Origin of the sequence: Clostridium sp. CM027 (assembly GCF_024730565.1) — a bacterium.
Taxonomy (GTDB): Bacteria; Bacillota; Clostridia; order Clostridiales; family Clostridiaceae; genus Clostridium_AD; species Clostridium_AD estertheticum_B.
In genome coordinates, this window is record NZ_CP077725.1 from 2,662,308 (window position 1) to 2,675,879 (window position 13,572).

The 13,572-nt window shown below is 31.3% G+C and carries 13 protein-coding genes, 6 tRNA genes and 1 pseudogene; 3 read left to right on the forward strand and 17 right to left on the reverse strand.

Going from position 1 to position 13,572, the window contains the following annotated elements:
- Positions 1 to 205 precede the first annotated feature (205 nt).
- From ptsP to KTC92_RS12555, 9 genes are all read right to left on the reverse strand, one after another.
- Positions 206 to 1,915 (reverse strand): phosphoenolpyruvate--protein phosphotransferase, encoded by a 1,710-nt coding sequence (gene ptsP / locus KTC92_RS12515; RefSeq protein ID WP_220287559.1) that lies wholly within the window; start codon positions 1,913 to 1,915, stop codon positions 206 to 208.
- 93 nt (positions 1,916 to 2,008) lie between these two features.
- Complete coding sequence (locus KTC92_RS12520) at positions 2,009 to 2,275, reverse strand: HPr family phosphocarrier protein (protein WP_165414899.1); 267 nt, start codon at positions 2,273 to 2,275, stop codon at positions 2,009 to 2,011.
- 102 nt (positions 2,276 to 2,377) lie between these two features.
- Positions 2,378 to 3,748, reverse strand: a complete 1,371-nt coding sequence (locus KTC92_RS12525) for a PTS fructose transporter subunit IIC (protein ID WP_216304570.1) — start codon at positions 3,746 to 3,748, stop codon at positions 2,378 to 2,380.
- A 33-nt stretch (positions 3,749 to 3,781) separates the two neighbouring features.
- Positions 3,782 to 4,228 carry a PTS sugar transporter subunit IIA gene (locus KTC92_RS12530; protein ID WP_165414897.1) on the reverse strand — a complete coding sequence of 149 codons (447 nt, stop codon included), beginning with the start codon at positions 4,226 to 4,228 and terminating at the stop codon, positions 3,782 to 3,784.
- A 15-nt stretch (positions 4,229 to 4,243) separates the two neighbouring features.
- Positions 4,244 to 5,173 carry a 1-phosphofructokinase gene (pfkB, locus tag KTC92_RS12535; protein WP_216304569.1) on the reverse strand — a complete coding sequence of 310 codons (930 nt, stop codon included), beginning with the start codon at positions 5,171 to 5,173 and terminating at the stop codon, positions 4,244 to 4,246.
- Between the two features lie 14 nt (positions 5,174 to 5,187).
- Positions 5,188 to 5,949 carry a DeoR/GlpR family DNA-binding transcription regulator gene (locus KTC92_RS12540; RefSeq protein WP_216304568.1) on the reverse strand — a complete coding sequence of 254 codons (762 nt, stop codon included), beginning with the start codon at positions 5,947 to 5,949 and terminating at the stop codon, positions 5,188 to 5,190.
- 238 nt (positions 5,950 to 6,187) lie between these two features.
- Positions 6,188 to 6,418, reverse strand: coding sequence for a (2Fe-2S)-binding protein (locus KTC92_RS12545; protein ID WP_220287561.1), 231 nt, complete (start codon positions 6,416 to 6,418; stop codon positions 6,188 to 6,190).
- A 20-nt stretch (positions 6,419 to 6,438) separates the two neighbouring features.
- Positions 6,439 to 6,879, reverse strand: coding sequence for a nucleoside deaminase (locus tag KTC92_RS12550; RefSeq protein ID WP_220287564.1), 441 nt, complete (start codon positions 6,877 to 6,879; stop codon positions 6,439 to 6,441).
- 91 nt (positions 6,880 to 6,970) lie between these two features.
- Positions 6,971 to 7,047 (reverse strand) — tRNA-Arg (locus KTC92_RS12555).
- 182 nt (positions 7,048 to 7,229) lie between these two features.
- Here KTC92_RS12555 and KTC92_RS12560 point away from each other — a divergent pair.
- The 3 genes from KTC92_RS12560 to KTC92_RS12570 all read left to right on the forward strand — a co-directional run bounded on the left by KTC92_RS12560 (position 7,230) and on the right by KTC92_RS12570 (position 10,128).
- Positions 7,230 to 7,544, forward strand: a complete 315-nt coding sequence (locus KTC92_RS12560; RefSeq protein WP_216304414.1) for a phasin family protein — start codon at positions 7,230 to 7,232, stop codon at positions 7,542 to 7,544.
- A gap of 70 nt (positions 7,545 to 7,614) precedes the next feature.
- Entirely contained in the window at positions 7,615 to 9,216 is a 1,602-nt protein-coding gene (locus tag KTC92_RS12565) for an AarF/ABC1/UbiB kinase family protein (protein WP_165414905.1), read from the forward strand.
- A gap of 27 nt (positions 9,217 to 9,243) precedes the next feature.
- The gene (locus tag KTC92_RS12570) at positions 9,244 to 10,128 is read left to right on the forward strand and encodes a phosphatidylserine decarboxylase (protein WP_216304413.1); all 885 of its coding nucleotides are present in this window, start codon (positions 9,244 to 9,246) and stop codon (positions 10,126 to 10,128) included.
- A 250-nt stretch (positions 10,129 to 10,378) separates the two neighbouring features.
- On the opposite strand, the gene KTC92_RS12575 is transcribed toward KTC92_RS12570, so the two are convergent.
- From KTC92_RS12575 to KTC92_RS12610, 8 genes and pseudogenes are all read right to left on the reverse strand, one after another.
- Positions 10,379 to 10,455, reverse strand: a tRNA-Arg gene (locus KTC92_RS12575).
- A 51-nt stretch (positions 10,456 to 10,506) separates the two neighbouring features.
- Positions 10,507 to 11,034: a GNAT family N-acetyltransferase gene (locus tag KTC92_RS12580; protein WP_216304412.1), complete on the reverse strand. Its 528-nt coding sequence runs from the start codon at positions 11,032 to 11,034 to the stop codon at positions 10,507 to 10,509.
- A gap of 230 nt (positions 11,035 to 11,264) precedes the next feature.
- A tRNA-Ser gene (locus KTC92_RS12585) sits at positions 11,265 to 11,355 on the reverse strand.
- A 27-nt stretch (positions 11,356 to 11,382) separates the two neighbouring features.
- Positions 11,383 to 11,473: transfer RNA gene (locus tag KTC92_RS12590), tRNA-Ser, on the reverse strand.
- A 124-nt stretch (positions 11,474 to 11,597) separates the two neighbouring features.
- Positions 11,598 to 11,688, reverse strand: a tRNA-Ser gene (locus KTC92_RS12595).
- A gap of 27 nt (positions 11,689 to 11,715) precedes the next feature.
- A tRNA-Ser gene (locus KTC92_RS12600) sits at positions 11,716 to 11,806 on the reverse strand.
- Positions 11,807 to 11,973: 167 nt separating this feature from the next.
- The gene (gene serS, locus KTC92_RS12605; RefSeq protein WP_216304411.1) at positions 11,974 to 13,257 is read right to left on the reverse strand and encodes a serine--tRNA ligase; all 1,284 of its coding nucleotides are present in this window, start codon (positions 13,255 to 13,257) and stop codon (positions 11,974 to 11,976) included.
- Between the two features lie 50 nt (positions 13,258 to 13,307).
- A pseudogene (locus KTC92_RS12610) lies at positions 13,308 to 13,544 on the reverse strand (DUF1667 domain-containing protein); the annotation flags it as partial.
- Positions 13,545 to 13,572: the final 28 nt, after the last annotated feature.

The following is a 13,572-nucleotide window of genomic DNA, read 5'->3' on the forward strand; positions in this document are numbered from 1 at the left end:
GTTTTAAATTGAACTTGACTCTCTATATAAGTCTCATAACAATTGTGTATGACTATGATAAAAAAGTAAAGATAAATATTTAAAATTTAAATAAATAGAGAACTCTATATTATAGAATTCTCTATTTATTTTAAAAAAATCCTAGTACATGAGAATAAATAACAACTCATTATACTAACCCATTTTTTTCATATGCCGTGTTTTACTATTTTACATTTATGCTTTTTTCTATGAATTCTTCAACTTCTTCAGCTGTTGGCAAGTTAACAACTTGCTCCGCTAAACTTCTCATTTCGCCTTGAGATATATTTCTAATAATTCCTCTTGCTCTTAAAATAGATATAGGACTCATGCTAAATTCATCTAATCCCATTCCAATTAGAATAGGTACTAATTTAGGATTCCCTGCTACTTCGCCACACATACCAACCCATTTATTTTCTTTATGAGCATTATCTATAACCATTTTTACGAGCCTTAGTAAAGCTGGATGAAATGGAGTATATAAATGTGATATTTTTTCATTCATTCTATCTACCGCAGTTGTATATTGAATAAGATCATTAGTTCCTATACTAAAAAAGTCTACCTCTTTAGCTAATAAATCAGAGATAATCGCTGCTGCAGGTATCTCTATCATAATTCCAACTTCTAAATTTTCATTAAATGCTATATTTTCCTTTTGTAGATCATTTTTTACTCCTTGTAAAATACCCTTTGCTGCTCTTAATTCTTCAATACTAGAAATCATAGGAAACATTATTTTAATATTTCCAAAGGTACTAGCTCTTAATATAGCTCTTAATTGCGTTTTAAATATATCTACCTTATCTAAGCAAACTCTTATAGCTCTATATCCTAAGAACGGATTCATTTCCTTCGGTAACTTCAAATAATCTAATTCCTTATCTCCACCAACATCTAAAGTTCTAATAACCACAGGTTTATTTTGCATTTTTTCTGCAACTTCTTTGTATACTGCATATTGTTCTTCTTCAGTAGGTGCTGAATCCCTATCCATATATAAAAACTCAGATCTAAATAAGCCTACCCCTTCACAATCATTATTGATAACACTTTCTAAATCTTTTGGAGTTCCTATATTAGCAGCCAATTCTACTCTTACTCCATCTGTAGTTATGCTTTTTTTCCCTATTAGTAGGTTTAACTCTTCTTTATTTTTATTATATTCAGCTTTTTTCTCTTTATAAATATTAACTATTTTTTCTTCTGGATTAACATATATCAATCCCTCTTCGCCATCAAAAACAATTAAATCTCCATTTTTTACTTTCTTAGTTATATCTTTTACCGCTACTATAGCTGGTATTTCTAAAGTCTTAGCCATTATAGCAGAATGTGAAGTTCCTCCACCAATTTCCGTTATAAACCCTAAAACCTTGTTTTTATCTATCTGTGATGTGTCTGAAGGAGTTAAATCATGAGCTACAATTATAACCTCATTAGCTAATTCTTCAAAGTTAACCTCTTCAATGTTCATCAATTTTTTCATAAGTCTACTTGTTACATCCTTGATGTCTGCTGCTCTTTCTTTCATATATGTATTATCCATATTTTCAAACATAGAAATGAACATTTCTGAAACCTCTTTTAGTGCCCACTCAGCATTAACTTTATCATCTTCAATTTTTTTCTCAATCTGGTCAAGCATTTCTGGATCTTCTAATATCATTAAATGAGCTTCAAATATGTTAGCTTCCTTTTCACCTAATTTTTTCAATACGTTATTATATATATTCTGAATTTCACTCTTACTATTTTCCATAGCAGTCTTAAATCTTTTAATTTCTTCTTCATAACTCCAAATCTCTTTCTTCTCTATAATCATTTTCTTTTCTTCTTTTAATATTACTTTTCCTATTACTATTCCAGGCGAAACTCCAATGCCTTTCATTAAATAACCTCCTAATAAGTTAAATTCACTCCTTATAGCAATCTTAAATACTTTACTATCTTAGGAGTGAATTTAACTTTATATATGATTTTTTTAAAGGTTTATAATTTCTTTTTCAATTACTATTCTTAATTCCTCTACAGCCTTAACTTCATCGTCTCCATTAGCAACAATTTTGAGTTTATCGCCTTTTGTAGCTGCCATGCTTAATATATTTATTATACTTTTTGCATTATACTTTTCTTCATCCTTAATTAAAGTTATATGTGAAGTAAACTTTGATGCTTTTTTAGCAACAATGCTCGCTGGTCTAGCATGCAACCCTTGCTCGTTCATCAACACAATTTCAACTTCGTACATAAAAACATCCCCTTTTTAATTTTTATTTTACTTATTTTTATAATTTACACGCTACCCTATATCCCATATAAATACAATGATTTAATCCATTAATACTTTGAATTATTTAACAGCATCCTTCTTTAATAAAAAAATCATAAGAGCTGTTACCATTGTACCAACTACTATGGATACTATATATCCACCTAGATTAGAAACTGCATTAGGAATAAATAATACGAATATTCCACCATGAGGAACTGCTAACCCTGCTTTAAATAGCATAGATAGTAATCCAGTAGTTGCTGAACCCACCATTAATGACGGTATCATTTTAAATGGGTCTGCTGCAGCAAATGGTATCGCACCCTCTGTTATAAATGCAGCCCCTAGTGCCCAAGCAGCTTTCCCCGCTTCTCTTTCTTGTAATGTGAATTTTCTTTTTGCTATAACTGTTGCAAGAGCTATTCCTAGCGGAGGAGTCATCCCTGCCGCCATTACTGCTGCCATTACCATAGAAGTTTGGCCCGCAACTATAGTTCCTGCTCCAAAAGCATAAGCGGCCTTATTAATTGGTCCACCCATATCAATAGCCATCATTAAGCCAATAATAATTCCGAGTAAAGCTGAGTTTGCTCCACTTAAATTACTTAACCAACTAGCCATTCCGGTATTTATTATACCTACAGGTTTTCCTATAACATATATCATTACAAGTCCTACTACCAATGAAGATAAAACCGGTAATACTAAAACCGGCATTAAGCCCGCTAATGATTTTGGTAGTTTTATTGTTTTCTTTAAGAAAACAATAGTATAACCCGCTAGGAAACCTGCTATAATCCCCCCTAAAAAGCCTGCACCTGAAGATAGTGCAATCATACCGCCAACCATACCTGGTACAAGACCTGGTCTATCCGCTATTGAGAACGCTATAAACCCTGCCAATATTGGAATCATAAGTGCCATGGCTGAATCTCCACCAATTTGCATTAAAGCTGCTGCAATACTACCTTCTTCTTTAAACGCTAGTATTCCAAAAGCAAATGAAATTGCAATTAGAATTCCCCCCGCTACTACGAAAGGAATCATATAAGAAACCCCTGTCATAAGGTGCTTATAAGGACCTTTTTTCTCAGTAGTTTTTTCTTCTTTAATATCACTGACTTTTTCTGAATCTTTTTTATTTTCTACTTTTATATCTATCGCTCTTTGTATAAGCCCCTTTGGGTCTTTAATTGCATCTTTTACCCCAACTTCAATTATAGTTTTCCCTGAAAAACGTTCCTTTGAAACGTTAGTATCTGCTGCAATTATTACTACTCTAGCTTCCTTTATATCTTCCTGCGTCAACTGGTCTTCTGCACCTACCGAGCCTTGAGTTTCCACCTTAATCTCTATGCCCATTTCCTCTCCTGCCATTTTTAGAGCTTCAGCCGCCATATAGGTGTGCGCTATTCCTGTTGGGCACGAAGTTATAGCTACATATTTCATGAACTCTCCTCCTTTTAAATTGTTGGCTAATGTTTATTTTTCTAGTAAAGTAATTATTTCTTCAGGGCTACTAGCGTTCATCAAACTATCTCTTAATTCTTTATGCATCAATTTTCTAGAAATTTGGCTTAATATCTTTAAATGCTCATTACTTGATTCTTCTGGTACAGCTATTAAAAAGAATACATGAGCTAGCTCATCATCCATAGACTTATAGTCAATGCCGCCTGTGCTTCGTCCAAATACCAATGCCGGCTCTTTAACTCCACTACTTTTACCATGGGGAATTGCTATTCCCATACCTATACCTGTTGAAAATTCTTTTTCTCTATCTATTACAGCTTGTAGATATTTATCTTTATCTAGTAACTTACCATTTTCATCTAAAATTTTTACCATCTCATTTATTACAGCCTCTTTTGTTTTACTAGTAAGTTCAAGTTTAATTAGATTAACACTTAATAATTCAGTTATATTCATTAATAATCATCCTTTCTATAGGTAATTTATAGTTACTTGCTTTTTTAGTTTCTCTATGTCAGCAAATCTTCCTGTTTGTGTTCCCTCAGTCATTACATTAGCTGTACTTGTTGCACATGCTAGCTTTATAGTTTCTTCAAAGCTATAATTATTCTCAATTGCTACAGCCATTGCTGCGACCATAGAATCTCCAGCCCCTACTGTACTTTTAACTTCTACCTTTAAACCATTTACTTTTGCAACTTTATCACGACTTATGAATATAGATCCTTCTGAGCCTTTCGAGATCACTACATATTTTACTCCATACTCTAATATTTTTTTAGCAGTTTCAATAATTTCATCTTCGCTATTAATGCTGACACCAAAAGCTTTTTCAAGTTCATCAATATTTGGCTTTACCATATATGGACCAGCTTTAATTCCCTGCATTAACACATCGCCATCTGCGTCCAATATAACCTTGCCACCCTTGCTTTTTATATCTTTAATTATTTCACCGTATATATCACCGCGCACTCCACTTGGAACGCTACCTGAAAGAACTACTAGAAAATTTCCCTGGCAATATCCCACGATTTTCTGTTTTACATTAGTAATATCTTCTTCTACTAAACTAGGACCACTTTCGTTTATATCTGTATGTGTATTATTAATCTTATCAAAAATCTTTAAATTAGTCCTAGTTTCACCTTTAACAGATAAAAATTCATTTTTAATATTTAAATCATCTAAATAATCTTTTATTTGATTTCCACTGTTTCCACCTAAAAAACCTAAAGCTAAGCTTTTATGTTGTAATTCCTTAATAACTTTAGATACATTGATACCTTTACCTCCAGCATCAATTCTTGTAGACACAATTCTATTAACACTACCAATTTTAAATTCATCTATTTCAATAGTTTTGTCTATTGCTGGGTTTAGAGTCACTGTTATTATCATTTTTTCACCGCCATTTATTTTGCTGTCATAATTTGTACACCTTTTTCTTCAAACTTTTCTAATAATTCATTATCTAATTGATTATCCGTTATTATTATATCAACACTATCTAAATCAACGATTTTGGCAAAATAAACTGTACCAAATTTAGTATGGTCACATAATAATATAGTTTGCTTTGCAATTTTTATCATTTCTTGTTTTGTGCTCGCTTCAATAATATTGGGAGTAGTTAGCCCATTAATAATGCATACACCATTAGACCCCATAAATGCTTTATCTACTCTGAAATTTTTAAGTGTATTATCTGATACTGGTCCTACCATAGCTCTCGTTTCCCATCGCAATGTACCTCCAGTAACAATCACCTCTACATCTCGCTTTTTAGAAAGTTCATAGGCTACATCTACAGAATTTGTTAAAACCGTTATATCTTTAGCTGTTATATACTTAGCAATACTAAGAGTAGTCGTCCCTGCATCTATTGCTATTGTATCTCCATCTACTATCATTGATGCAGCAATCTTTCCAACAGATTCTTTTTCATCATAAAACTTATCTACTTTTTCTGAAAAAGTGGGTTCAAATTTAGTATTGCGGTTTAGTATAGCCCCCCCATGTACTCTTTTTATAAGTTCATCTTCTTCCAATTCTTGAAGATCACGTCTAATTGTAACTTCTGACACTTCATATAGCTGCGATAAATCGCATACTTTTACTTTTCCATACTTATTTAAACTATCTAATATTTTTGATTTTCTTTCTTCAGCAAACATAATTTCAATCTTCCTTTTATCATATTTGGGATAACAATGTACGTTTGTATTCGTATTTGTTTCATTTGCTTTCGCTTGTGTTCATTTTAATATATTATGATAACGTTGTCAAGCTATATAAACTATTTTAAATTTAAATTTTATAATTCTAGACTATGAATAAAAATATCCTTCAAAAACAAAAACGAAACCCTTTGGCTTCGCTTTCATTATATCGAGCTATATAGTTTTTCGCCTATTATGCGTTATTTTGTTCTTTCTCTAATTCTTGTTTTAGTATCTCCTCAATTTTAGGAGTACATCTATGCCCATTGCATCCGCCTGTTCCCGCCCCTGTAGCTTTTTGAACTTCCTCTACAGTTCTTGCACCATTTTGTATAGCTTTTTTTATTGTAGACCTCGGTATTGCCTTACATAAACATGTTTTTGTAATTTTATCCATTATTTCATTGTTTATATTCTGTTCCATGATGTTTTCCTCCTTTTACACTATCTTTTATCTTTAAAAAAATCAGTCAATAAATTACCACATTCCTCGGTGTATAACCAATTTATTTCTGTCCAGTGATTTAAATCATCATTTTGAAGAACATTTATAACTGACCCACAAGCCCCTACGCTAGGATCAAAGATGCCTATATATAATTTGCTTATCCTAGACTGTAATATAGCACCTGCACACATAGGGCATGGTTCTAACGTTACATACATATCACATCCAGTTAATCTCCAACTTCCTATTACTTCACAGGCTTTTTTTATAGCTAAAACTTCTGCATGGGCCGTAGCATCTTGAAGCGTTTCTCTGAGGTTGTGCGCCCTAGCAATTATTACATTGTCTTTAACTATAACTGCACCTACAGGTACTTCCCCTAATAATAATGATCTTTTGGCTTCTTTTAATGATTCATTAATAAAATGTTTTTTCATTTAAACCCCTTTGTTATATAAATAATTATTTTTAATAATTTTTATTTCCCGGTAAATAAAAAAACTAGCAAAGTATTACTTTACTAGTTTTTGGTGCACACGAGAGGAGTCGAACCTCCGACCTTCCCCTTAGGAGGGGGACGCTCTATCCAGCTGAGCTACGGGTGCATATTTTATTTCTACCTAACCATAATATTACACTTTTATAAGTATGTCAACCTATAGATAAATTAAAACACAAATTTTATATTAATTATTAAAAATCTTATAGTGTTTATTTATTATTAGAATTTTAATACAGTTAATAGTATATACTGTATACTATATACTATTAACTGGAGGTGTTCTAATTGAATAATGATATAAAAAATTTTTTCCTCGCTGGACTAGGATCTGCGGCATATACTTATGAAAAAGCTACAAATCTAATAGATGATTTTGTACAAAAGGGTAAATTAACCTTAGAAGAGGGTAAGAATTTATCTGAAGAACTAAAAAGAACCGTAAAAGGAAAAAAAGAAGAATCTAAAGTTTTTACAGAAGAAGAAAAGCCTTTGACAAAAGAAGATATGTTATTACTCCTTTCAGAAATGAGCTTTGCAACTAAAGAAGATATTGAAACTTTGAATAAAAGATTATCAAATTTAGAAACCCTTCAGCCATAAATTCACAAATGAAAGTCAAATGAAAGTCCTGCTATTCTTTCAGGTCTTTTATTTTTAAGTGAGGTATAAAATGCGACGTAATTCTGTTAATCGATTTAGAACAATTATTAAAGTTCTTGGCTCTTATGGCTTTGGATATATTATAGACTCTAAATTTAACAAACAAAATAAACTCCCTGAAAATTTAAGGAAAGCCTTTGAAGAGCTTGGCCCTACTTTTATAAAGATTGGCCAAATATTGAGTACTAGACCAGATTTATTACCCTCAGCTTATATAGTAGAACTGTCAAAGCTCCAAGATAGCGTACTTCCAGAAAACATTGAAACCATAAAAAAAGTATTCTTTGATCAATTTGGAAAATCAACAACTGAGTGTTTTCAAAAGTTTTACGAAGAACCTTTAGCCTCTGCATCTATTTCTCAAGTGCATAAGGCTACCTTAAAGGATGGTAGGGATGTAGTAGTTAAAATACAAAGACCAGATATTGCAAAAAAGATGAAATTAGATATTTCTATACTCGTTCGTATAATAAAATTCACAAAAACAAAATTCTCTGATTCACCAATCGACCCTGAAGAAGCCTTACATGAAATACTTTTAGCAACTGAACTTGAGCTTGATTTTAACAATGAAGTTAAAAATATAAATAACTTTAAAAATCTCAACAAAGATGTTGCATTTTTATATGTACCTTACGTGGTTCAAGATTTATCTAGTACTAGGGTTTTAACTATGGAAAGAATTTATGGCTTTAAAGTAGATGATATGAAAAAGCTCCTAACTTTTCATTATGATCTTGATGATTTAGGTAAGAAATTAGCTTTATCTTACTTAAAACAAGTTCTACAAGATGGCTTTTTTCACGGAGATCCACACCCCGGAAATATATTTATATGCGAAGGTAAAATTTGTTTTATTGACTTTGGAATTATGGGGAGTCTCTCGAATTCATTGAAATCAACACTAAATGATATGATATCAGCTGTTGTTCTTAATGACATAAATAAAATGATTTCATCTCTTTTATCTATAGGAATAAAAAAGGGCTATGTAGATAGAAATAAACTATATGAAGACTTAGATTATCTAATTGTAAATTATCTTTCAGTTTCTTTAAACAACATTCAGATTTCCGTTATGCTCTCTGAAATCTTTAATATAGCTAAACAAAACAATATTCGTCTACCTCGTGATTTTACACTTCTAATAAGAGCTCTTGTAATTTTAGAAGGTGTAATAGCAAGTATCGCTCCTGATATAAAAATAATAGATATAGCTATCCCTTATGTAAAGGATAATAATAAATTTTCTTTATTAAAAAATCTAGATTCTAATACTTTACTTATTTATACATATTCATTTATAAAAGATTCATTTAAACTTCCATCAAAAATTATAGAATTATCTGAAAGTCTAATAACGGGAAGAGCTAAACTTCAATTAGAACATAAAAATTTAAACGCTCCTATAAATGAATTAAATAAAGGTATAAACCGATTAGTTTTTGGCCTTATTATTTCTTCAATGATTATAGGATCTTGTACAATTTTAAATTCTAATATAGGGCCTAAAATATATAACATATCACTTATTGGTATAACTGGTTTTTTGGCTGCGGCATTTATGGGCTTTTGGTTATTAATCTCTATAATAAAATCCGGCAAATTATAACATAAACTATAAAAACGAGGTATTTTTATGATTAAGTATTACAATAGAAAACAAAATAAATATGAAATTGAAAAGGTCGCTGGTGAAAAGTATTTAAATTGGTCTTATTCCTCTCCTTCTGGAAAAGGACTAGTTGAGTTATTACTTAAGAAAAAGCTATTTTCAAAATTATATGGTTATTACTGCGACACAAAAATAAGTTCTAGAAAAATCAAAGATTTTATTAAAGATTTTGATATTGATATGTCTTTATACACTAAGACTTATAATGAGTATTCGTCTTTTAATGATTTTTTTATAAGACCTTTAAATACAAGTGCCCGAATAATTGATAAAAATAATAATGCTTTAATCTCGCCTTGTGACGGCAAAATTTTGGCTTACGATAATATTAACTTGAATGATTTAGTCCAAGTAAAAGGCTTTACTTATTCGCTTAAAGAACTACTCCAAGATAATGAAGTATACAATTTGTACGATGGAGGTACCTGCTTAATCTTTAGATTATGCCCAACTGATTATCATCGCTTTCATTTTATTGATGATGGTGTCTGTAGCGATACAACTAGAATCAAAGGTCATTATTATTCTGTAAACCCTATAGCATTAAAAAATATAAAAAAATTATTTTGTCAAAATAAAAGAGAATGGAGCATTTTTCACTCAGATAACTTTGGTGATGTTATTTGCATGGAGGTTGGTGCTACTTGCGTAGGTTCAATTCTTCAAAGTTATAGTACAGATGCCAAAATTACAAAAGGAGAGGAAAAAGGGTACTTCAAATTCGGTGGTTCCACTGTAATCCTGTTTTTTAAAAAAGATGTCGTAAAAATTCATGAGGATTTACTAAACCAAACACAATTAGGTTTTGAAACTTCTGTATTAATGGGAGAAGAAATAGGACTGAAATAACTTTTCAGTCCTATTTTTTTATGCATAATTAGTTCTTAACTTTAAATTTAGATTTTTCACATTTAGATCCTTAGTCATTGGAACTGGTGCAGTTTTTTCTTTGGTGCCATATAGCCATTAACAAAGGGTGTACGGTACACCATTTGCAGCATCTCTGTTCACATATGGAATTATTCTTCATTTTTATATTTTATACAACCTTCAAAAAAAACGACAGAACCCAGTAACTATTACAGTTACTGGGTTCTTATGGTGCGTCGGACAGGAGTCGAACCTGCGACCAACTGGTTCGTAGCCAGCTACTCTATCCAACTGAGCTACCAACGCATATATATCATTACTATATTACCATATTATATGCTAAGAGTAAAGATTTATTTACAAACTTTTATTTACAAAATCTTCTCTAAGAATTCCCATAATAATTACATCCCTATAATTCCCATAGGAAAAGCAAGTCTTTCTCTTCTTTCCTTCTTCTATAAACCCACATTTTTTATAACATTGAATTGCTCTTAAATTAAAATCTAGTACTTCGAGCTCTACTCTATGCGCAGCAATATCCATGAATAAATATTTTAACAAAACCTTTACAGAATCTTGCCCATATCCTCTATTCCAAAAGTTTTGACCTACAGTTATACCTAATACATATACATTTTTACTTTCACTAATTTCTCTAAACGTTATATATCCTACAACTACGCCTTTTCCATTTATAATGCTAAGATATTTCTTATCAAGATTAATAAACTTATTAAAATTATTTAATATATCCTCTTTAGATGGAGGCAATCTAAAATTACCATCAAGTCTCCTAACCTCTTCATCAGCCCAAATATCATAAAATATATTCAAATCTCGTCTCTCTACACATCTCAATAATATTTTATTACCTTTTAACATATTTTAGCCTTCTTTATTATTTTAATACTATAATTATACCTTTTATTTACTTTTAATTCAATAATCAAATTACTTATTTTGTAATATAACGATTTTTCAGAAGGAAAGTCTCCCTCCTCTATAGCTATGAGTTACATGCCCTAACAAATAAAAAACTTCAGTGGGCGTATAATTCACCTTGTAGTTATTCAATAAAGTAAAAAAAGTATCTAACAATTGTTAGATACTTTTGGTGGAGAAAGAGGGATTTGAACCCTCGCACCAGTTTCCCAGTCTATACCCTTAGCAGGGGCACCTCTTTAGCCACTTGAGTATTTCTCCATAGCTTAATTTTATGTCGTTAAAAAATGGTGGAGGAAGTGGGATTCGAACCCACGGTACGCTTTCACGTACGTCGGTTTTCAAGACCGGTGCCTTAAACCAACTCGACCATCCCTCCATATCTTAACGACAAGGTTAATTATATCAGCATGTTGATATCCTGTCAATATTTTTTTGAAAACATTTACCAACATAATATATTATGTGAAAATAAAAAACATCTAACAAATGTTAGATGTTGCTGGTGGAGAAAGAGGGATTTGAACCCTCGCACCAGTTTCCCAGTCTATACCCTTAGCAGGGGCACCTCTTTAGCCACTTGAGTATTTCTCCATAGCTTAATTTTATGTCGTTAAAAAATGGTGGAGGAAGTGGGATTCGAACCCACGGTACGCTTTCACGTACGTCGGTTTTCAAGACCGGTGCCTTAAACCAACTCGACCATCCCTCCATATCTTAACGACAAGATTTATTATATCAGCATAAACATCACCTGTCAACACATTTATATTTCATGCCATAAACTTCAATTTCATATACTATAATAAATAAACAACTTAATATTAAATACTTAAGTTGCTCATTTATTATTATGATATAAATTAATAATTTAAATACTTATTTTGAAATTAATGTTTTTTGTCCCATATACTTCACTAAAACATTTGGAATAGTTACTGATCCATCTTCATTCTGGTAGTTTTCAAGTACTGCAGCTAATGCTCTTCCAATAGCTACCCCTGATCCATTTAGTGTATGAATATAATTAGCTTTATCCTTTTTATCATCTTTATACTTAATGTTGGCACGCCTTGCTTGGAAATCCTCGAAATTACTACAGCTTGATATTTCAACATACTTGTTGTAGCTTGGCATCCAAACCTCGATATCATATTTAAATGATGCTGTAAATCCTAAATCGCCTTTACATATCTTAACTATTCTATAAGGTAATTCAAGTCCTTGTAATACTGACTCTGCATCCATAAGTAACTTTTCAAGCTCTGCATATGAATCCTCAGGCTTTGTGAATTTAAGAAGTTCTACTTTATTAAATTGATGTTGCCTTATAAGTCCTCTACTATCCCTTCCTGCTGAACCTGCTTCTTGTCTAAAACAAGCACTATACGCAACATGCTTTATAGGAAGATCTTGACCACTTAATATCTCATCTCTATAAATATTTGTAACAGGTACCTCTGCTGTCGGTATTAAGAAATAGTCTGTATTAGCCACTTTAAAAGCATCTTCTTCAAACTTAGGTAATTGACCCGTACCGATCATACTTTGTCTATTAACCATATATGGAGGCAGTATTTCTGTATACCCATTGTTATCCACATGAAGATCTAAAAAATAACTTATTAGTGCTCTTTCAAGCCTTGCTCCGAGGCCTTTATATACTGTAAATCTTGAACCCGTAATCTTTGCGCCTCTTTCAAAATCTAAAATATCATTGTCTGTTCCCAAATCCCAATGCGCTTTAGCTGCATAGCTGAAATGTTTAGGCTCTCCCCATTTTTTCACTTCAACATTATCTTCCTCGGTATCCCCTTCTGGCACATTTACACTCGGTATGTTTGGGATACTTAACATAATATTTTTAATTTTTTCATTTACTTCATATAGCTCAATATCAAAATTTTTAATTTCATCTGAAAGTTTTTTCATTTGGGACATAATTTCTTCTACATTTTCTCCACTTTTCTTAAGCTTTGGTATAAGCGCAGATTGAGTGTTCCTATTATTTTTTAATTCTTCAACCTCAACTAATATATCCCTTCTTGCTTTATCAAGAGATACCACTTCATCAATTACTGATAAATCAAAATTTTCCCCTCTATTTTTCATTAATTTTTTTATTTCTTCTGGATTATTTCTTATTCTTTTCAAATCTAACATGACTATTCCTCCTTAAATATTATTAATTATTTATTCTTGTAAAATTTTAATTAAGTATTTCTTTCAATATTTTTTGTGCAAATAATATCAACTCCAGTATTAAGTACGTTTTTACATACTATATCCCCTATTTTTATAGGAGGACCTACATGTATCCTGCTTAATGCTTTTGAGCATTCGATCCATAACTTCTTACTAATAGGTTTACTACTTTTTACTGGAACTACATTTCGTAATTTAGATCCTTTTATTCTAACTAAAGTTGTTAATATTGCTTTAGTTTCATTAAATTTGCAATCAGTTTTTTCGCTCAAA